This is a genomic window from Diaphorobacter oryzae DSM 22780 (genome assembly GCF_059568935.1).
Map to the genome: position 1 here is coordinate 1 of NZ_JCANUL010000020.1, position 19,425 is coordinate 19,425.

General features: G+C 70.3%; 19 protein-coding genes and 1 riboswitch. Of the genes, 12 read left to right on the forward strand and 7 right to left on the reverse strand.

The features are described from left to right. Positions 1 to 752 precede the first annotated feature (752 nt). Positions 753 to 1,586 (forward strand): hypothetical protein, encoded by an 834-nt coding sequence (locus BP68_RS18855; RefSeq protein WP_496374662.1) that lies wholly within the window; start codon positions 753 to 755, stop codon positions 1,584 to 1,586. A gap of 57 nt (positions 1,587 to 1,643) precedes the next feature. Here BP68_RS18855 and recJ read toward each other — a convergent pair whose 3' ends face one another. Then, positions 1,644 to 3,365, reverse strand: coding sequence for a single-stranded-DNA-specific exonuclease RecJ (gene recJ / locus BP68_RS18860; RefSeq protein WP_496374664.1), 1,722 nt, complete (start codon positions 3,363 to 3,365; stop codon positions 1,644 to 1,646). After that, positions 3,362 to 4,312, reverse strand: a complete 951-nt coding sequence (locus BP68_RS18865) for a phosphoglycerate mutase (RefSeq protein ID WP_496374666.1) — start codon at positions 4,310 to 4,312, stop codon at positions 3,362 to 3,364. Before BP68_RS18865 ends, recJ begins: the two co-directional genes overlap by 4 nt. Before the next feature lie 105 nt (positions 4,313 to 4,417). On the opposite strand from BP68_RS18865, the gene BP68_RS18870 reads away from it, so the two are divergent. Together BP68_RS18870 and lolD are read left to right on the forward strand one after the other, a co-directional pair. Further along, the gene (locus tag BP68_RS18870) at positions 4,418 to 5,671 is read left to right on the forward strand and encodes a lipoprotein-releasing ABC transporter permease subunit (RefSeq protein ID WP_496374668.1); all 1,254 of its coding nucleotides are present in this window, start codon (positions 4,418 to 4,420) and stop codon (positions 5,669 to 5,671) included. Further along, positions 5,664 to 6,350: a lipoprotein-releasing ABC transporter ATP-binding protein LolD gene (gene lolD, locus BP68_RS18875; protein ID WP_496374670.1), complete on the forward strand. Its 687-nt coding sequence runs from the start codon at positions 5,664 to 5,666 to the stop codon at positions 6,348 to 6,350. Before BP68_RS18870 ends, lolD begins: the two co-directional genes overlap by 8 nt. 375 nt (positions 6,351 to 6,725) lie before the next feature. On the opposite strand, the gene BP68_RS18880 is transcribed toward lolD, so the two are convergent. From BP68_RS18880 to BP68_RS18900, 5 genes are all read right to left on the reverse strand, one after another. Further along, the gene (locus BP68_RS18880; RefSeq protein WP_496374672.1) at positions 6,726 to 7,772 is read right to left on the reverse strand and encodes a VWA domain-containing protein; all 1,047 of its coding nucleotides are present in this window, start codon (positions 7,770 to 7,772) and stop codon (positions 6,726 to 6,728) included. Positions 7,773 to 7,804: 32 nt separating this feature from the next. Next, complete coding sequence (locus tag BP68_RS18885) at positions 7,805 to 8,788, reverse strand: DUF58 domain-containing protein (protein WP_496374674.1); 984 nt, start codon at positions 8,786 to 8,788, stop codon at positions 7,805 to 7,807. Next, the gene (locus BP68_RS18890) at positions 8,781 to 9,818 is read right to left on the reverse strand and encodes an AAA family ATPase (protein WP_496374676.1); all 1,038 of its coding nucleotides are present in this window, start codon (positions 9,816 to 9,818) and stop codon (positions 8,781 to 8,783) included. Before BP68_RS18890 ends, BP68_RS18885 begins: the two co-directional genes overlap by 8 nt. Positions 9,819 to 9,856: 38 nt before the next feature. Next, complete coding sequence (locus tag BP68_RS18895; protein ID WP_496374678.1) at positions 9,857 to 10,786, reverse strand: S1C family serine protease; 930 nt, start codon at positions 10,784 to 10,786, stop codon at positions 9,857 to 9,859. A gap of 137 nt (positions 10,787 to 10,923) precedes the next feature. Next, complete coding sequence (locus BP68_RS18900) at positions 10,924 to 11,295, reverse strand: carboxymuconolactone decarboxylase family protein (protein WP_496374680.1); 372 nt, start codon at positions 11,293 to 11,295, stop codon at positions 10,924 to 10,926. A gap of 132 nt (positions 11,296 to 11,427) precedes the next feature. On the opposite strand from BP68_RS18900, the gene BP68_RS18905 reads away from it, so the two are divergent. The 9 genes from BP68_RS18905 to BP68_RS18945 all read left to right on the forward strand — a co-directional run. Further along, positions 11,428 to 11,739 (forward strand): ArsR/SmtB family transcription factor, encoded by a 312-nt coding sequence (locus tag BP68_RS18905; protein ID WP_496374682.1) that lies wholly within the window; start codon positions 11,428 to 11,430, stop codon positions 11,737 to 11,739. Positions 11,740 to 11,794: 55 nt separating this feature from the next. Beyond that, positions 11,795 to 11,992 carry a YgaP family membrane protein gene (locus tag BP68_RS18910; protein WP_496374684.1) on the forward strand — a complete coding sequence of 66 codons (198 nt, stop codon included), beginning with the start codon at positions 11,795 to 11,797 and terminating at the stop codon, positions 11,990 to 11,992. A 55-nt stretch (positions 11,993 to 12,047) separates the two neighbouring features. After that, positions 12,048 to 12,881, forward strand: a complete 834-nt coding sequence (locus BP68_RS18915; protein ID WP_496374686.1) for a TatD family hydrolase — start codon at positions 12,048 to 12,050, stop codon at positions 12,879 to 12,881. 101 nt (positions 12,882 to 12,982) lie between these two features. Beyond that, entirely contained in the window at positions 12,983 to 13,534 is a 552-nt protein-coding gene (locus tag BP68_RS18920) for a DNA-deoxyinosine glycosylase (protein WP_496374688.1), read from the forward strand. A gap of 4 nt (positions 13,535 to 13,538) precedes the next feature. Further along, on the forward strand, positions 13,539 to 14,300 hold the full coding sequence (locus tag BP68_RS18925) for a class I SAM-dependent methyltransferase (protein ID WP_496374690.1): 762 nt from the start codon (positions 13,539 to 13,541) through the stop codon (positions 14,298 to 14,300). 33 nt (positions 14,301 to 14,333) lie between these two features. Then, positions 14,334 to 16,133 (forward strand): type IV pilus assembly ATPase TfpB, encoded by a 1,800-nt coding sequence (gene tfpB, locus BP68_RS18930; RefSeq protein ID WP_496374692.1) that lies wholly within the window; start codon positions 14,334 to 14,336, stop codon positions 16,131 to 16,133. A gap of 169 nt (positions 16,134 to 16,302) precedes the next feature. Further along, positions 16,303 to 16,791, forward strand: coding sequence for a tripartite tricarboxylate transporter TctB family protein (locus tag BP68_RS18935; RefSeq protein WP_496374694.1), 489 nt, complete (start codon positions 16,303 to 16,305; stop codon positions 16,789 to 16,791). A gap of 15 nt (positions 16,792 to 16,806) precedes the next feature. Then, positions 16,807 to 18,318, forward strand: coding sequence for a tripartite tricarboxylate transporter permease (locus tag BP68_RS18940; RefSeq protein ID WP_496374697.1), 1,512 nt, complete (start codon positions 16,807 to 16,809; stop codon positions 18,316 to 18,318). A gap of 176 nt (positions 18,319 to 18,494) precedes the next feature. Next, a riboswitch (cyclic di-GMP riboswitch) is annotated at positions 18,495 to 18,580 on the forward strand. Positions 18,581 to 18,703: 123 nt separating this feature from the next. Next, positions 18,704 to 19,425, forward strand: a 722-nt coding sequence (locus tag BP68_RS18945) for an MCP four helix bundle domain-containing protein (protein ID WP_496374699.1), incomplete at its 3' end; no start/stop codon positions are given.

Sequence of the window (19,425 nt, forward strand, 5' to 3'; positions counted from 1 at the left end):
CGGACCCCCATGGTGAAGGCCCCGGCGGCCAAGGCGGTGAGCGCCCCAGCCCGCCCGGCGGTGGCCAAGCCCGCGGCCAAGCCAGCGGTGGCGGCACCGGCGCAGATTGCCAGCGCCAAGGCGCCGGCGATGGCGGGCGGGGACGACGACTGGGAGAGCTTCTGAACGCCGTGGCCTCGGTCTCTTTCCCGCGGTGGTGAGGCGGGGGCTGATTTTCCGGGCACGGCGCCGGACGTCGTGCTTTCTGCAAACCCTGTGGACTGCGTCAAATCATGCACGCTTTCGCGTTCCGCGCCTTGAGCGCGTTGGCTCTCGCCGCGCCCCTCGCTGGTGCCGCGGCTGATATCCGCCTGCAGCCGGCGCCCGCCAGTGGTGTGGCTGTCACAGACCCTTCCGGCGCGCAGGTGCTGCTGCGGGTGGACGGAGCAGGTCCCGTGTCGCTGCCGGCATTGAAGGACCAATCCACGCAGACCCAACCGCTGTGCTTTGACGGTCCGAGCGGAACCCTGGGTGGCTGCGCGGCCGGTGCCCTGACAGGGCCCGCTGGGCCCGCAGGTCCGGCGGGGCCCGCCGGAACGGACGGTGCCGCTGGGCCGCAGGGGCCGGCAGGTCCCGCGGGTGCTGCAGGCGCCGCTGGACCGCAGGGGCCGGCAGGTCCGCAGGGCGCCGCCGGTGCAACGGGAGCCACGGGTCCCCAGGGGCCCGGGGGCACCATGGGGGTCTTTGGTGACGGATCTGCCGGAGCGCTGACCGTGGCGATGGGCAACACGCTCGACTGGAGCATGGGCAGCCCCTCCGCCAACCTGCAGTTCAGCACGCTCACGATCGCAGGCACGCTGATCGTTCCCAGTGGCACCGTCTTGCGGGCAACGGGAAACGTGTCGATCTCCGGCCAGCTCGTGGTTCAGGACGCTTCCCGTGACAACGGGGGCGGTGCGCCCCACCCGGGGATCGCGCTCGCCGCGGCCGGCTCCCCGGCGGGGGGCATACCGCTGCCGCGCTTGTCTGCGGCGGGGCTTCGGCATCCGCCGGTGGCGGCGGGGGGCGCGGGGCGCGGTACGCCGGCCGCACTCGGCGGTGCGGGCGGCGGCGCGGTGGCCGTTCTGGCGGCGGGCACCCTCAGTGTGACTGGGGGCGGGGCCGTCCTGGCCAACGGGGCCGACGCAGTGGCAGGCGGTGGTGGCGCGGATGTCCCGGGTGCGGGCGGCGGCGCGGGCGGCTGGGTGTTGCTGGCGGCGAAGGGCGGCATCTCGATCGGCGGCAACGTGCGCGCCAATGGCGGCAAGGGGGCGGCCGGCGGGGACGGCGCCGTCAACGGCCTGGGGGTTGGTGGCGGCGGCGGTGGCGGCGGCGGCATCGTGCACCTCGTCGCCACATCGGCACCAGCGGTCACGGGCTCGGTATTGGCCAACGGGGGAACGGCGGGTACCGACGCCGGCAACGCCGACCAGGCTGGAGGGGGCGGCGGTGCCGCAGGCGGTGCGGGCGGTCGGGGTGGCAGCCCGGGCGTTCCCGCGCAACCGGGATCGGCGGGTTGGGTGATACAGACCGTCGTGCCCGCGCCCGAAACGCTGCTGGCCTACTGATGGGGGATGGGGCGCGCTGGGCGTGCCCTTCGGCGCGGGCCCAGCCTGTGCGGCATCTCAGCCGCCGCTCTGCACGCCCTCGACGAGGAACTGCACCTTGCGTTCCCCGCGCCACTCGTTCACGTCCAGCCGGAAGGCCAGCAGCGCGCGCTCGGGCAGCTGCTCGGTGTGGCCGAACCAGATGGCGTCCACCGGCTGGCCCTGGTGCAGCAGCTTGAGCTGCAGGTGGTTGCGGCCCTCGCCCACCAGGCGCTGGCTCAGCACCTGCACCTCTTCGCTGAAGGTGGGCGGGGCAAAGCCCTGGCCCCAGACCTCGCGGTGCAGGGTGTCCACCAGTTCCGCGCGGCAGTATTCGGGCGCCAGGGGGCCGTCGGTCTCCAGCCGGCGCGTGAGCGTGGCGGCATCCAGCCATTCCTGCGCGACCTGGGCGAAGGCCTGCTCGAAGGTGTCGAAATGCTCCTCGGCCACGGTGCAGCCGGCGGCCATGGCGTGGCCGCCGAACTTCAGGATCACGCCCGGGTGGCGCTTGGCCACCAGGTCTAACGCGTCGCGCAGGTGAAAGCCGGGGATCGACCGGCCCGAGCCCTTGAGCTCATGCTCCTTGCCCGGCGCGCTGCTGGCCGCGAACACGAAGGTGGGGCGGTGCAGCTTGTCCTTGAGGCGCGAGGCCACGATGCCCACCACGCCCTCGTGGAAGTCCGGGTCGAACACGCTGATGGCGGGCGGCGGCTCCTCGCCCTCGTCGAACAGGTCCTCGGCCAGCAGCAGGGCCTGCTCGCGCATGCCGCCCTCCAGCTCGCGGCGTTCGCGGTTGATGGCGTCGAGCTGGCGCGCCAGGTCGGCAGCGCGCGCCGGGTCGTCGGTCAGCAGGCATTCGATGCCCAGCGTCATGTCGGCCAGGCGGCCGGCGGCGTTGATGCGCGGGCCGAGGGCGAAGCCGAAGTCGAAGGTGGTGGCCGCCGGAGCCTTGCGCCCGGCCGCGTCGAACAGGGCCTGGATGCCGGCCTGCATGTGGCCGGCGCGAATGCGCTTGAGGCCCTGCGCCACCAGGCGGCGGTTGTTGCTGTCCAGGCGCACCACGTCGGCCACGGTGCCCAGGGCGACCAGGGGCAGCAGCGGCTCCAGCTTGGGCTGGCTGGCCTTGTCGAACAGGCCGCGCGCGCGCAGTTCGGCGCGCAGCGCCAGCAGCACGTAGAACATCACGCCCACGCCGGCGATGGACTTGCTCTCGAAGCCGCAGCCGGGCTGGTTGGGGTTGACGATGGCGTCGGCCGCGGGCAATTGGGGGCCGGGCAGGTGGTGGTCGGTGACCAGCACCGCCAGGCCCAGGGCCTTGGCCTCGGCCACGCCCTCGACGCTGGCGATGCCGTTGTCCACGGTGATCAGCAGGTCGGCGCCGCGCTCGTGCACGCGCCGGGCGATCGGCGGGGTCAGGCCGTAGCCGTCCACCACGCGGTCGGGCACCAGGTAGTCGACCTGGCGCGCGCCCAGCAGCCGCAGGCCGCGCACGCCCACGGCGCAGGCGGTGGCGCCGTCGCAGTCGTAGTCGGCCACGATCAGCAGGCGTTGGTCCTGGGCCATGGCGTCGGCCAGCAGCGTGGCGGCCTGCTGCACGCCCTTGAGCGTATCGGGCGGCAGCAGCAGGGCCAGGGCGTCGTCCAGCTCTTCCTTGGCGCAGATGCCGCGCGCCGCGTACAGGCGCGCCAGCAGCGGGTGCACGCCGGCCTGCTCCAGCAGCCAGACGGCGCGGGGGGGAATGTCTCTTGCTATTATTTTCATAGCTTGTCGCGCATATCGGTAAAGCGCTGGGGCCTGAAAAGGCTTTGAATGCGCTGCCCCAGGCCGCGCGGCGCCGTGTCCCAGGCCAGGGCGCTGCGTTCGCCGCACAGGGTGAGGCGCGCCGCGCCGCCTTGGGCCACATGGGCAGCCAGGCGGGCCAGGGGGCCGGCGTCCAGCGCGGCCCAGGCCGCGCTCCAGGCGTGCCAGTCCTCGCGCAGGGCGGCCTGCAGCAGGTCGGTCGGCATCTCCGGGGGCGGGGTGGCCGCGGGCGGCCGGGGCAGGGCGCCCGCGCCATGCACCCAGAAGGCGTTGACGGGCGGCAGGCCCTGGGCGGCGCGCGCGTCGTTGAAGGGGTGGGTGTAGAGCAGCATCTGCATCTCGCTGTGCAGGCGGTGCAGCAGGCGGGCCTGGGCGGGGTCGGGCATCCAGGCGCGCACGTCGCGCTGCACCACGCGGTCCAGCGAGGCGGTGGCCAGGTCGGCGAACACCGCGCCCTGCGCCAGCCAGCGCGTGGGCTGGTCGTAGTGCAGGGCGATGCCGTCCTCGGCGAACCATGGCGCGACGATGGCCAGCAGCGCGCGCGAGGCGGCCTCGTCCAGCTGCAGCCGCGCCGGGTCGGTGAGCATCACATGGTCGGCGCCCACCTGCCACTGGCAGGGGGTGACGAAGGCCCAGGCGTCGCCCGGCAGGCCGGGGTGCACCTGCTGCCGGTGCCAGGCGGCCCAGGGCGTGGTGCCCTGCGGGCCGGCGGGCAGGCCCAGGTGGCGGGCCAGGGCGCGTTCGTGGGGCGGAGTGAAATCGGTCTCGGCGCCGGTGTCGGCATCGGCGGGCGACAGGCGGGCCAGCAGCCGGTCCAGGTGGGGCAGGGCCAGGTTCTGCAGGGCCTGCCGGCACCCCTCGGCCGGGCTGGCGGCCAGGGGAATCAGCAAATGGGGGGTGACGGGCATGGGGGGTATTGTCCGGGATGCCACAATCGCGGGCGCTGTCGGGCGGGCGTTTCCCCACCACCGAATCCCCTTCGCCCCGCGCCGTACCGCGCAATTTCCAACACCATGCAAATTCCCTACGAACTGGCCCTGGGCTGGCGCTACACCCGGGCGGGCCGCGCCACGCGGCGCAATGGCTTCATCTCGTTCATCTCGGGCGTGTCCATGCTGGGCATTGCGCTGGGGGTGGCGGCGCTGATCATCGTGCTGAGCGTGATGAACGGCTTTCAGAAGGAGGTGCGCGACCGCATGCTCAGCGTGGTCTCGCACATCGAGATCTTCGCGCCGGGCGGCGCCGCGCTGCCCGACATGGAGCGCACCCTGGCCGAGGCGCGCCGCAACCCCCAGGTGGTGGGCGCGGCGCCGTTCGTGGCCTCGCAGGCGCTGCTGGCGCGCGGCGAGGACATGAAGGGCGCGCTGGTGCGCGGCATCGACCCGCAGCGCGAGGCCGAGGTGACCGACCTGGCCGCCGAGAACGTGGAGGGGCTAAAGGTGCTGGTGCCGGGCGAGTTCCGCGTGGTGCTGGGCAGCGAGCTGGCGCGCCAGCTGGGCGTGGTGGCCGGCGACCCGGTGACGCTGATCGCCCCGGCCGGCCAGGTCACGCCCGCGGGCGTGGTGCCGCGCCTCAAGCAGATGACGGTGGCGGGCACGTTCAATTCGGGCCACTATGAATACGACTCGGCCCTGGTGCTGCTGCACCACCAGGATGCGGAGCGCATCTTCCGCCTGGAGGGGCCGACCGGCGTGCGCCTGAAGCTCAAGGATCTGCACGCGGCGCCCGAGGTGACGCAGCAGCTGGCGCACAGCCTTTCGGGCAACCTGCTGATCCGCGACTGGACGCAGCAAAACCGCACCTGGTTCGCCGCCGTGCAGCTCGAAAAACGCATGATGTTCATCATCCTCACGCTGATCGTCGCCGTGGCGGCGTTCAACCTGGTGTCCACGCTGGTCATGACCGTGACCGACAAGCGCGCCGACATCGCCATCCTGCGCACCCTGGGCGCCAGCCCGCGCAGCATCATGGGCATCTTCGTGGTGCAGGGTGCCATGGTGGGCGTGATCGGCACGCTGGCCGGGCTGCTGCTGGGCCTGGGCATCGCCTTCAACATCGACGTGATCGTGCCGGCCATCGAGCGGGCGCTGAACGCCAGTTTCCTGCCCAAGGACATCTACCTCATCAGCCAGATGCCCAGCGACCCGCAAAGCCGCGACATCGTGCCCATCGGCGTCATTTCCCTGTTGCTGGCCTTCGTGGCCACCCTGTACCCGAGCTGGCGCGCCAGCCGCGTGAACCCCGCCGAGGCGCTGCGCTATGAGTGACAACAACAACACGGTGGTTCTGCAAGCCCGGGGCCTGACCAAGCGCTTCACCGAGGGGCGGCTGGACGTGACCGTGCTCAAGGGCATCGACCTGCAGGTGCATGCCGGCGAGACCCTGGCCGTGGTGGGCGCCTCGGGCTCGGGCAAGAGCACGCTGCTGCACCTGCTGGGCGGGCTGGACGCGCCGTCCGCGGGCACGGTGACGCTCAAGGGCCAGGCGCTGGGCGCGCTGTCGCCGGCGCAGCAGGGGCGGCTGCGCAACGAGCACCTGGGCTTCATCTACCAGTTCCACCACCTGCTGCCCGAATTCAGCGCGCAGGACAACGTGGCCATGCCGCTGCGCATCCGGCGCGAGCCCTATGCGCAGTGCATCGAACAGGCCGTGCACATGCTCCAGGCGGTGGGCCTGGGCGAGCGCGTGCACCACCGGCCGGCGGAACTGTCGGGCGGCGAGCGCCAGCGCGTGGCCATCGCGCGCGCCCTGGTCGCGCGCCCGGCCTGCGTGCTGGCCGACGAGCCCACGGGCAACCTGGACCGCGCCACGGCCGACGCGGTGTTCCAGCTCATGCTGCGGCTGGCGCGCGAGCAGGGCACGGCCTTCGTGATGGTGACGCACGACGAGTCGCTGGCGGCACGCTGCGACCGGGTGGTGCGGCTGGTGTCCGGGGTTTTGGGTTAAAAGTGGCTCTAGCGCTTGCGGGGTAAGCGTTGGTAGCTATTCTTTTTGATTGAACTGGGCCGAGCGCAGCGATGGCCCGTATTGCCCAAGCCCTTCTGGCCGTGCCGAGAAGCGCAGGGCTGGGCGGATCAGGGCTCGCGATTGTCTGAGCGCCGCAGGCGCGAGTTCGAGCGAGACCCCGCACAGACCGAGCATCGCAGGTTGCCCCGCTGCACAGCAGCGGGGTCACGGACAGCAGGGTCGCCTTTTCTTTGCTTACTTTCTTTTGGCGAAGCAAAAGAAAGTGAGTGCGCAGCCGGGCGCACATCCCGGCCAGCCACATCAAAAAGAGTAGCTACTAGCGCTTGATAGATAAGCGCCAGGGCCGAAAAATACTCATAGAACCCGTCCGAACCACCACACCGACAACCCCGCCGCCGCCAGCATCAGCGCGGCCCCGGCCAGGGCCAGCAGGGCGGACACCTCGGTCTCCTTCTTTTCCACCGTGAGCCGCGAGCTCAGGGTTTCGTACACCTTGCGCAGGTCCTGCGCGGAGGCGGCGTGGAAGTATTCGGCGTTGGTGCGCAGGGCGATCGCCTTCAGCGTGTCCTCGTCCAGGCGCACGCGCATGGACCAGCCCTCGAAGCCGATGGTCTCGCCCTGCACCGTGCCCACGCCAACGGTGTACACGCGCACGCCGCGGTCCGCGGCCCATTGTGCGGCCTCCATCGGGTCCACGCCGGTGGTGCGCTGGCCGTCGGTGAGCATGATGATGGCGGCCGAGCGGTACGAGCCGGGCGCCACGGGGGTGAAGGGCTTTTTGGTGGATTCGGCGCGCTCCGCCTCGTCGATGGACTGCACGCGCATGGACTGGCGCCCGCCCAGGGCGGCGATGTCGATGCCGGCATCGGGAAACAGCGTGGCCAGCGCCAGCATGATGCCGTTGCCCGTGGCCGTGCCGCGCTGCAGCTGGAAGCTGTCGATGGCCTGGAGCAGGTCCTCGTGGCTCTGGGTGGGCAGCTGGGCAAGCTGGGCGCTGCCGGCGAAGGCCACCACGCCCACGCGCACATGGCGCGGCAGGTCGGTGATGAAGGCCTTGGCGGCGTTCTGCGCGGCCGTGAGGCGGTCGGGCTCCACGTCGGTGGCGCGCATGCTGCCCGAGACATCCATGGCCAGGATGATGGTCTGCTGCTGCGAGGGCAGCTGGATCACCGCCAGGGGCCGTGCGGCGGCCACCAGCAGCGCGGCCAGGCCCAGCAGGAACAGCAGTGGCGGCAGATGGCGGCGCCAGCGGTGGCCCGTGCCCAGCGCCTGGCGCACCAGGCCCAGGGCCGGGTAGTGCACGGCCGCGGCCTTGCGCCGGCGCTGCAGCCAGACGTAGAGCAGCACCAGCAGCGGCAGGCCGGGCAGCAGCCACAGGAAGGTAGGCCAGAGGAACACCATGGACGACTCCTTTGCGCGGTTGCGTGTGCGGCTCAGCCGCCGGCGGCCCGGGCCGGGCTGCCGGCCGGCAGGCGGGGGCGGCGCCCGCGCAGTTCCATGAAGCGCAGCAGCGCGCCGAGCAGGTCTTCGTCCGTGGCCAGCTCCAGCGTGTCGGCGCCGGCGCGCGCCAGGCTGGCGCGCAGCTGGGCCTCGCGCTGGGCCGCCAGGCGCGCGAAGCGGTGGCGAAAGCCGCGGTCGTGCGTGTCCACCTGCAGGTGTTCGCCGGTCTCGGGGTCGCGCAGCAGCAGCAGGCCGGCGTCGGGCAGCTCCAGCTCCAGCGGGTCGAGCAGGCGCACGGCCACCACGTCGTGCCGCCGGGCCAACTGGGCCAGGGGCTGCTCCCAGCCGGGCGTGCTCAGGAAGTCCGAGACCACGAACACCGCCGAGCGCCGGCGCAGCGCGCCCTGGGCGCTGCGCAGCAGGCGCTGCAGCTCGGTGGTGCCGGGGGGCGTGGCAAAGCTGGGCGGCGGGGCGCCGGGCAGGAGGGCGTGCAGCAGCCGCAGCACCTGGCGGCGCCCGCCGCGCGCGGGCAGCACCTGGCCGGCGCCCGCGCGGCCGTCGTGCAGCACGGCGCCCACGCGGTTGCCGTGGCGCGTGAGCAGGCGCGCCAGCACCCCCACGAAGCCGGCCAGCAGGTCGCGCTTGGCCTGGCCCGGCGGGCCGAAGTCCACCGAGGGGCTGAGGTCGAGCAGGAACCAAGCCGTCATGTCGCGGTCTTCGGTGAACACGCGCACATGGGGCGTGGCCAGGCGGGCCGTGACGTTCCAGTCGATGTGGCGCACGTCGTCGTGCGACTGGTATTCGCGCAGGTCGGCCAGGTCGATGCCGCTGCCGCGCAGCAGCGTGCGCCAGTCGCCCTGCAGCAGGCCGTCCAGGCGGCGGATCACCGTCCACTCCAGGCGCCGCAGCAGACGCTCGGCTGCGGCGGCGGACGGGCCCGGGGTTGGTAGGGCAGCGGTAGCGGACGGCTCAGGCACGGCGGGCCTCCGCGCCGGCGGCCTCGTCGGCCGGGTGGTGCAGCGCGCGCACGGGCGCCGGCACATGCGCCATGATGCGCTGGATGAGGGCGTCGGCATCCAGGCCCTCGGCCAGCGCCTCATAGGTCAGCGAGAGGCGGTGGCGCAGCACGTCGGGGGCCAGGTCCAGCATGTCCTCGGGCAGCACATAGGCCCGCCCGCGCAGCATGGCCAGGGCCTGCGCGCCCTCGGCCAGCGCAATGGTGGCGCGGGGGCTGGCGCCGCAGGCGATGTGGCCGGCCAGCTCCTTGAGGCCATGCTGCTGCGGTGCGCGCGTGGCGGCCACCAGGCGCACGGCGTACTGGATGAGCGAGGGGTCCACGTACACCATGCGGCATTCCCGCTGCAGCGCGGCCAACTGCTCGGTGGTGGCCACGGGCGCCACCTGTACGGCGGGGGCCAGCGCGCGCTGGGCGATGACGAACTCCTCTTCCTCGCTGGGGTAGTCGATGAGCGCCTTCATCATGAAGCGGTCCACCTGGGCCTCGGGCAGCTGGTAGGTGCCCTCGGTCTCGATGGGATTCTGCGTGGCCATGACCACGAATGGCTCGGGCACGGGGTGGGTCTCGCCGGCAATGGTCACCTGGCGCTCCTGCATCACCTCCAGCAGCGCGCTCTGCACCTTGGCGGGCGCGCGGTTGATCTCGTCGGCCAGCAGCAGGTGGGTGAACACGGGGCCGAGCGTGGTGCTGAACTCGCCCGTGCGCAGGTTGTACATGCGCGTGCCGATCAGGTCGGCAGGCACCAGGTCGGGCGTGAACTGGATGCGCTTGAACCGCCCCTGGATGCAGCTCGCCAGGGTCTTCACGGTGAGCGTCTTGGCCAGCCCGGGCACGCCCTCCACCAGCAGATGGCCCTGGGCCAGCATGGCCACCATGACGCGCTCCAGAAAGCGGTCCTGCCCGACCACGACGCGTTTGACCTCGTAGAGGATCTGCTCCATCAGCGTGGCCGTGGCACTCATGGCGGAGGGCGTGGGGGCTGTCTGCATGGTGGGTCTCCTTGAGCGGAAGGGCGGGCAATGGCGGATCAGAACGGCGGCACGCCCACGGCCAGCGCCGCGTTCTCTATGGGCACGGCAAAGCCGATGCCGATGAAGGTGCGCGCGGACGTGGGGTTGAGGATGGCGGTGACGATGCCCACGACCTCGCCGTCCAGCGTGATCAGCGGACCGCCCGAGTTGCCGGGGTTGGCCGCCGCGTCGAACTGGATCAGGTTGCGCAGCTCCTGGCGGCCCTCGGGCGACTCGAACTCGCGCCGCAGGCCCGAGACCACGCCCGCCGATGCCGAGGGCCCGATGCCGAAGGGAAAGCCGATGGCCACCACGCCGTCGCCCGTGCGCAGGTTCTGCGTGGAGCGCAGCGGCGCGGCCTGCAGGTCGTCGGGCACCTTGTGCGCCTGCAGCACGGCCAGGTCGTTCTCGGGTTGCACGCCGATCATGCTGGCGCCCGATTCCGTGCCGTCGGCGAAGGTCACGCTCACGCGCGCTGCGCCCTGCACCACATGCAGGTTGGTGAGGATGGTGCCCGTGTCCACGATCACCACGCCCGTGCCCACGCCGTGCTCGACCTCCTGGCCCTTCTTCTGCGCAAAGCTCAGCACGCGCACCACCGACGGCGCCACGGCCGCCGCCGCGCGCGCGGCGGCCGAGGGCAGGGTGTGGTTTTCCAGCGTGTGCAGCACGGCCGCGTCGATGGCCTTTTGCGTGATGCGCGGCTGCGGCGCCGGCAGCCGCCACCACGCCATGGCCAGCAGCGCAGCCAGCAGAACGATCACAACCCATTGCAGCGGCTGCAGCCGCCAGCGTGGCGGTGCCACTGGTGCGGTCGCTGGGGAAGAGGGGGGCGGCGCCGTGTGGGGTGTGTCCGCCAGAGGGGGCGAGCTGCCGGCCAGAGCCGCGTCCTGGGCCACGCGCGTGTGGTCGCGGCGGGAAGGGCTGTAGCGGGCGGGCCGGGGCATGCGATCACCTCCGGGAAAGGGCGGGCGCGGCTCGGCGCGCTCGTCTGCACAGTAGCACGGAACGCCCTTGCACGCATGCGCGCGGCGGCTTTTTTCCGCTGCCCGCCCGCTGCGGCGGGCGGGTCATCGTCGCGCGGTCAGGCCGTGGCGGCGGGCGCCTGTGCCGGCGCGCATTCATCGAAGGCGGCCACGGCATTGGCGGCATACATCAGCGACGGGCCGCCGCCCATGTAGACGGCGATGCCCAGCACCTCGTGCACCTCGGCGCGCGTGGCGCCCAGGCGCGCCAGGGCCTGGGTGTGAAAGCCGATGCAGCCGTCGCAGCGCGCGGCCACGCCGATGCCCAGGGCGATCAGCTCCTTGGTCTTGGCGTCGATCGCGCCGGGCGCCAGCGCCGCCTTGCCCAGGGCGTTGAAGCCCTGCATCACCTGGGGAATGCTGTCGCGCAGCTCGCTCACGTTGCCGGAGATTTCGCGGGTGAGGGTCTTGTAGTCGGTGGACGTGGTCATGGGGATTCCTTGCTGAAGAAAAAGGATGCGGTCGATGAAAGTGCGAGGCGTTTGCGCGCCGTCGTTGACACGTTAATTAGTATCACCTAAATTAGAAAACATTAATTTAGACATTCATCAAACAAGGAGCGCATGGTGGTCACCCCAGCCGATCGGGAGTTCATGCAGCAGGGCGCGGCCAAGGCCGCGGCGCTGCTGCGCGTCGTCGGCAACGAGCACCGGCTGCTGGTGCTGTGCCTGCTCATCGAGCAGGGCGAGGCCTCGGTGGGCACGCTGCTGACGCAGGTGGATCTGAGCCAGTCGGCGCTGTCGCAGCACCTGGGGCGCATGCGCGACGAGGGCCTGGTGACCTTCCGGCGCGATGCGCAGACCCTGTACTACCGCATCGCCGACCCTGCAGCGGAGAAGCTGGTGGCCGCGCTCAAGTCCATTTTTTGCCCCTGAGCCGCGCGGCGCGCCGTGGGCAGGCGAGTTCGTTTTTTCAACAAGGAGAAGTGTCATGAAGCGCAACGTCGGAGGTTTGGATCGTGGGCTGCGCATCGCCGCAGGGGTGGTGCTGGTCGGCCTGGCGGCCACGGGCACCGTGGGCTGGTGGGGCTGGCTGGGCGTGGTGCCGCTGCTCACGGGGCTGGCCGGGGCCTGCCCGGCGTATTCGCTGTTCGGCATGAACACCTGCCCCCTGCGCAAGAACGACTGAGGGCGGGGTGCAGGCGGCTCCGTTCGCGGGGCCGCGCGGTGGCATGATCCGGCGCATGGACGTCTGGATCGACACCCATTGCCACCTGGATGAGTTTGAAGACCACGGCGGCGCGGCCTATGCCGATGCCGAGCGGCAACGGGCCGCACGCGCGGGCGTGGCGCACTGCGTTCTGCCGGCCGTGGAGCTGGCCAGCCTGCAGGCCGTGCGCGCCATGGCGCATCGCCACGGCGACAGCTATGCGCTGGGCATCCATCCGCTCTACACCGGCAGGGCCGGCGACGACGATGTGCAGGAGCTGGCGCGCCAGGCGCAGCAGTACCGGGATGACCCGCGGCTGGTGGCCATCGGCGAAATCGGGCTCGACTTCTTCGTGCCGGGGCTGGACGCGGCGCGGCAGGCGCGCTTTTATCGTGCGCAGCTGCAGCTCGCGCGCCGCCTGGACCTGCCGGTGATCCTGCATGTGCGGCGCTCGGCCGACCAGTTGCTCAAGGGCCTGCGCGAGCTGCCCGTGCGCGGCGGCATCGCCCATGCCTTCAACGGCAGCCTGCAGCAGGCCAGGGCGTTCATCGACCTGGGATTCAAGCTGGGTTTCGGCGGCGCCGTCACCTTCGAGCGCGCGCTGCAGCTGCGGCGCCTGGCGGCCGAGCTGCCGCTGGAGGCGCTGGTGCTCGAAACCGACGCGCCCGACATCCCCCCGCACTGGCTCTACGTGACGGCCGCCGAGCGCGCCGCGGGCAGCCCGCCGGCGCGCAACAGCCCGGCGGAGCTGCCGCGCATCGGCGCGGTGGTGGCCGCGCTGCGCGGCATTTCCAGCGCAGAGCTGGCCGCGGCCACGCGCGCCAACGCCTGCGCGGCCTTGCCGCGGCTGGCCGGCCTGCTGGCGTAGATTTCAAGTGTTTTTGGCCTCCAGGCAATATGTATCAAGCGCGGGAAGCTATGTAATTGATAGTATTCCCGTCTCCGTCATTGCATTGGATGCTCACCCCCATGGATTTTTCCCCTCCGCCAACGCCGGCCGCCGCGCGGCTCGCGGGCCTGCCACCCGTGGTGGGCGCGGGTACGCGCGTGCTGGTGCTGGGCAGCTTTCCGGGCGTGGCCTCGCTTGCCGCGCAGCAGTACTACGGCCACGCGCAGAACCACTTCTGGCGCATCCTCGCGGCGCTGTGGCCGCAGCACCCGCTGCCCGACCGCGCCCGGTATGCGGAGCGCTGCGACTGGCTGCTGGCGCGCGGCCTGGGCCTGTGGGACGTGTATGCCGCCTGCGAACGCGAGGGCAGCCTGGACACCAGCATCCGCCATGCGCAGGTGAACGACTTCGCCGGCCTGCTCGCGCAGGCGCCGGCGTTGGCGGCCATCGCCCACAATGGCGGGGAGAGCTTCCGCCACGCCAGGGCCGTGCGCACCAGCCTGGGGCTGGATGCGGGCTCGCGCATCGTTTCGCTGCGCCTGCCGTCCACCAGCCCGGCCAATGCGTCGTGGAGCTTCGAGAAAAAACTGAACGCCTGGGCCCAGGCCCTGGCTCCCTTTGGATTGGTATAACGATTTGACCCGCAAGAAAACCGCCTCCCCCGAACTGCCCGAAGTCAGCGTCTCCGACGATGGCGAGGTGCGCCACCTGCACCTGGGCACGCCCTGGATCCAGGGCTCCATGCGCATTGCCGAGCCGTTCGAGATCGAGCTGGAATATGTCCAGCGCATGATGGCCTGGCTGCTGTTCGTGGCACCCGAGAGCGCGTCCAAGCGCCATGCCATGCAGCTCGGCCTGGGGGCCGGCGCGCTCACCAAGTTCTGCCACAAGAAGCTGCGCATGTGCAGCACTGCCATCGAGCTCAATCCGCAGGTGCTGGCCGTGTGCCGGGCCTGGTTCAAGCTGCCGCCCGACGGTCCCAAGCTGCGCGTGGTGCTGGCCGATGCGGCCCAGGAGATCAAGAAGCCCGAGTGGCTGGGCACGGTGGATGCGCTGCAGGTTGACCTGTACGACCACGAGGCCGCCGCGCCCGTGCTCGACAGCGCCGAGTTCTATGCCGACTGCCGCGCGCTCCTGAGCGAGGACGGCTGCCTCACGGTGAACCTGTTCGGCCGTGCCTCCAGCTATGAGCGCAGCGTCGCCAAGCTGGCCGAGGCCTTCGGCGACGACGCCCTCTGGGCCTTCAAGCCCACGCGCGAGGGCAACACCGTGGTGCTGGCCCAGCGCACGCCCACGCGCCCCAAGCGCGCCGAGCTGCTGGCCCGCGCCGAGGCCGTGCAGGCCCGCTGGGACCTGCCGGCGCCCAAGTGGCTGCGGGTGTTCAAGCCCGTGGCCTGATTTTTTCCTACCGCCCTGTCCACACGCCACGCCATGAGTACAGCATCCCTCGCCGAGACCTTGCATGCCCCGGCCGTGAGTCCGCCCGCAGGCCCGCTGGAGTGGCGCCGCATCGTGGAGTGGCTGCGCGCCGATGGCGTGGTCAGCGCCGAGCAGGCGCAGCGCACCATCGCGCGCTGCTCGCAGGCCGAGAGCAGCCAGCACCCGCTGGTGCGCCTGGGCAACGTGGCCATGGTGCGCGCCAGCGACGGCAAGCCGCTGGACGTGGACGTGCTCACCGAGTACGTGGCCCAGCGCAGCGGCCTGGCGTTCCTGCGCATCGACCCGTTGAAGGTGGACGTGGGCCGCGTGGCCGACGCCATGAGCGCCAGCTACGCCGAGCGCCACAAGGTGCTGCCGGTGCAGGTGACGGGCAAGGAGGTGGTGGTGGCCACGGCCGAGCCCTTCCAGCACGACTGGGTGGCCGAGGTGGAGCGCCAGTCCAAGCGCACGGTGCGCCGCGTGATGGCCAACCCGCAGGACATCACGCGCTACACGGCGGAGTTCTATGCGCTGGCCAAGTCGGTGCGCGCCGCGCAGAAGGCCGGCGGCAGTGCCGGCGGCAGCAGCTTCGAGCAGCTGGTGGAGCTGGGCAAGAGCAACAAGCAGCTCGACGCGAACGACCAGGGCGTGGTCAAGGTGGTGGACTGGCTGTGGCAGTACGCCTTCGACCAGCGCGCCAGCGACATCCACCTGGAGCCGCGGCGCGAGCAGGGTGTGATCCGCTTTCGCATCGACGGCGTGCTGCACGCGGTCTACCAGATGCCCATGGGCGTGCTCAACGCCATGGTGGCGCGCGTGAAGCTGCTCGGGCGCATGGACGTGGTGGAGCGGCGCCGCCCGCAGGACGGCCGCATCAAGACCCGCAACCCGCGCGGCGACGAGGTGGAAATGCGCCTGTCCACGCTGCCCACGGCCTTCGGCGAGAAGATGGTGATGCGCATCTTCGACCCCGACAACGCCGTCAAGGACCTGGATGCGCTGGGCTTCACGCCGCACGATGCGCAGCGCTGGGAGACGCTGGTCAAACGGCCGCACGGCATCATCCTCGTGACCGGGCCCACGGGCTCGGGCAAGACGACCACGCTGTACTCCACGCTCAAGCGCGTGGCCACCGAAGAGGTGAACGTGAGCACGGTGGAAGACCCGATCGAGATGATCGAGCCCAGCTTCAACCAGACCCAGGTGCAGCCGCAGCTCGACTTCACCTTCGCCGAGGGGCTGCGCGCCCTCATGCGTCAGGACCCGGACGTGATCATGGTGGGCGAGATCCGCGACCTGGCCACCGCCGACATGGCCGTGCAGGCGGCGCTCACCGGCCACCTGGTGTTCTCCACGCTGCACACCAACGACGCGCCCAGCGCCGTCACGCGGCTCATGGAGCTGGGCGTGCCGCCCTACCTCATCAACGCCACGCTGCTGGGCGTGCTGGCGCAGCGCCTGGTGCGCACGCTGTGCAAGCAGTGCCGCCAGCTCGACCCCGCGGCCAGCCCCGAGGCGCTGGCCGACATGATCAAGCCGTGGAAGATCAACGGAGGCCACCGGGCCTACCGGCCCGTGGGCTGCGTGGAATGCCGGATGACGGGTTTTCGCGGCCGCATGGGGCTGTATGAGCTGCTCACGGTGAGCGAGGCGCTGAAGGCGCAGATCCACCAGGCGCCGTCCATCGACGCGCTGCGCCGCCAGGCCGTGCAGGACGGCATGCGCCCGCTGCGCCTGGCGGGCGCCCTGCGCGCCGCCGAGGGCCTGACCACGCTGGAAGAGGTCATCGCGGCCACGCCGCCGCTGGAGTGATGCGGCGCCACCCCTCGCGCGCGCCGTTGTGCGGTTGGTGACGGCGCTGCCGCCAGGAGGGCACCCCGAGCTAGGGGAAAACTTGTATCAGGCTGTAGGTGGAATCCACATCGGGGGAGGGCGTGGGGCACTTCACAATCGCCCGTCGCGTTCCTTTTGGGAGACATTCGTGAAAATCAAGAGTCAGAAAGATTTCTTTTCCGGCCTCATGTTCCTGGCTGTGGGGGGGGGCTTCGCCTGGGGCGCCACCACGTACAGCGTGGGAACGGGCGCCCGCATGGGCCCGGGCTACTTTCCGTTGATGCTGGGCATTTTGCTGGCCATCATCGGCGCAGTGATCATGTTCAAGTCCACCGTCATCGAGACGGTGGATGGCGACAAGGTCGGCAAGTGGGCCTGGAAGCAGATCTTCTTCATCATCGGTGCCAACCTGCTGTTCGGCGTGCTGCTCGCAGGCCTGCCCAGCTTCGGCATTCCGGCCATGGGGCTGATCGTTGCCATCTACGGCCTGACCTTCGTGGCCAGCCTGGCGGGCAGCCAGTTCAACTTCAAGGAAGTTTTCATCCTGGCCACCATCCTGGCCGTGGGCAGCTACGTGGCTTTCGTTTGGGCACTGGCACTGCAGTTCCCCGTCTGGCCCAGCTTCATCGTGGGTTGATTGGGAGACTAGACCATGGAATTGTTTGAACACCTCTCGATGGGTTTTGGCGTAGCGTTTACGTTCCAGAACCTGATCTACTGCTTCGTCGGCTGTCTGCTGGGCACGCTGATCGGCGTGCTGCCCGGCGTGGGCCCCGTGGCGACCATCGCCATGCTGCTGCCCGCCACCTATGCGCTGCCGCCCGTGGCCGCGCTGATCATGCTGGCTGGCATCTACTACGGCGCGCAGTACGGCGGCTCCACCACCGCCATCCTGGTGAACCTGCCGGGCGAATCGTCCTCGGTGGTCACAGTGATCGACGGCTACCAGATGGCGCGCGCAGGCCGCGCGGGCCCGGCCCTTGCGGCCGCCGGCATCGGCTCGTTCTTCGCGGGCTGCGTGGGTACGCTGATCCTGGCGGCCTTCGCACCGCCGTTGACCGAAGTGGCCTTCAAGTTCGGCCCTGCCGAGTACTTCTCGCTGATGGTGCTGGGCCTGATCGGCGCCGTGGTGTTGGCCTCGGGCTCGCTGCTCAAGGCCGTGGGCATGATCGTGCTGGGCCTGCTGCTGGGCCTGGTGGGCACGGACGTGAACTCCGGCGTGGCGCGCTACAGCTTCGACATTCCTGAGCTGACCGACGGCATCAACTTCGTCGTGATCGCCATGGGCGTGTTCGGCTACGGCGAAATCATCGCCAACCTGTCCAAGCCGGACGACGAGCGTGAAGTGTTCACCGCCAAGGTGCAGGGCCTGTTCCCCACGGCGCAGGACTTCAAGCGCATGCTTCCCGCCATGATCCGCGGCACGGCCCTGGGCTCGGCGTTGGGCATCCTGCCCGGTGGCGGCGCGCTGCTGTCGGCCTTCGCCGCCTACACGATCGAGAAGAAGACCAAGCTGCATCCGGGCGAAGTGCCGTTCGGCAAGGGCAACATCCGCGGCGTGGCGGCTCCCGAGTCGGCCAACAACGCCGGTTCGCAGACCTCCTTCATCCCGCTGCTGACGCTGGGCATTCCGCCCAACGCCGTGATGGCGCTGATGGTGGGTGCCATGACCATCCACAACATCCAGCCCGGCCCGCAGGTGATGACCAGCAACCCCGAGCTGTTCTGGGGCCTGATCGCTTCGATGTGGATCGGCAACGCCATGCTGGTGATCCTGAACCTGCCGCTGATCGGCATGTGGATCAAGCTGCTGACGGTGCCCTACCGCTGGCTGTTCCCGTCCATCGTGCTGTTCTGCGCGATCGGCGTGTACTCCACCAACAACAACACCTTCGACGTGTGGCTGGTGGGTGCCTTCGGCTTCGTCGGCTACCTGTTCTACAAGCTGGGCGTGGAACCCGCACCGCTGTTGCTGGGCTTCATCCTGGGTCCGATGATGGAAGAGAACCTGCGCCGCGCACTGCTGCTGTCGCGGGGCGACTGGAGCGTGTTCGTGACGCGTCCCATCTCCGCCGGCCTGTTGGCTGCCGCGCTGCTGCTGCTGATCATCGTGCTGCTGCCGGCAGTGAGCAAGAAGCGGGAAGAAGCCTTCGTCGAAGACTGACCGCGGTCCTGGAAGGCGAACGCCACGGCAGTCCGCCCCTCCTGAAACAGCGCCCCTCGGGGCGCTTTTTCTTGCCATGTGTTGCGCGGACGCCGAAGGCGGCGGGGAATTTGTGCTGAAAAAAGGGTTTTCACCGATTCCATTGATTTGTATCTTTTGGTTGCAAATAAAATTCCGGCACACAAGGGCACACCCGTGCGAAAGGCGGGGTCGCAAAGCCCCTGGCCTACCGTCGCGTGACCATGGCCGAGGGGTTGCATCCGTTCCTCGGCCATGGCGTCGTGGCCACATGCCGGCGACGGCATGGCCGCTGCAGTAGGCGTTCCCTTGCAGTCCCCGTTCAGCCCGCCGGGCAGGCTGAACGGCTCATTACAAGGAACGGAACATGAATCTCAATGACATGCCCATGGGGCGCAAGCTGTGGGTGCTGGTGCTGGGAACGCTGGTGGCGGTGCTGGCCGTTGCCGGCTTCAGCCAATGGCGCGCCCATGGCGTGATGGAGCAATCGCTGGCCAGCGTGCAGCGCACCGAGCACGGAATCTCCGACGCATTGCGCTGGCAGTCGCATGTGAACCTTTATGTGGACCGCAGCGTCGCGAGCATCTCTGCGAGCGAGGACGAGGTCGCTCAGTTCTTCTCCCAGCGTGCGGACAAGGACGTCAAGGCCATCGATGAGCTGCAGGCGCTGCTGACCAAGGGGGCGGTCACCGAGGGCGAGAAGCGCCAGTTGCAGAAGATTGCCGACGCGCGCCAACGCCTGCTGGCCGTGGCGCGCACGGCGCCGGACATCCGCCATGCGGACATAGCGGGCAAGCGGGATTTCACGCTCAAGCAGTTCCTGCCCGTCGCCGAGGGATACACGCAGGCGCTGCAGGAATTCGTCACCCATCTGGAAGAGCTGCGCGACGCCGCCGCGCGCGAGGCCTCCGAGTCCATGCGCAGCGTGGCCTTGTTCGGCCTGCTGGCGCTGTCGGTGGTGTCCGTTCTGGCCGTGCTCATGGTGATGTTCATCGTGCACTCGATCACGCGCCCGCTGGCGCGTGCTGTGGGCCTGGCGGACGCGATCGCCTCTGGGGACCTGACGCAGGACGTACACGACGACAGGCG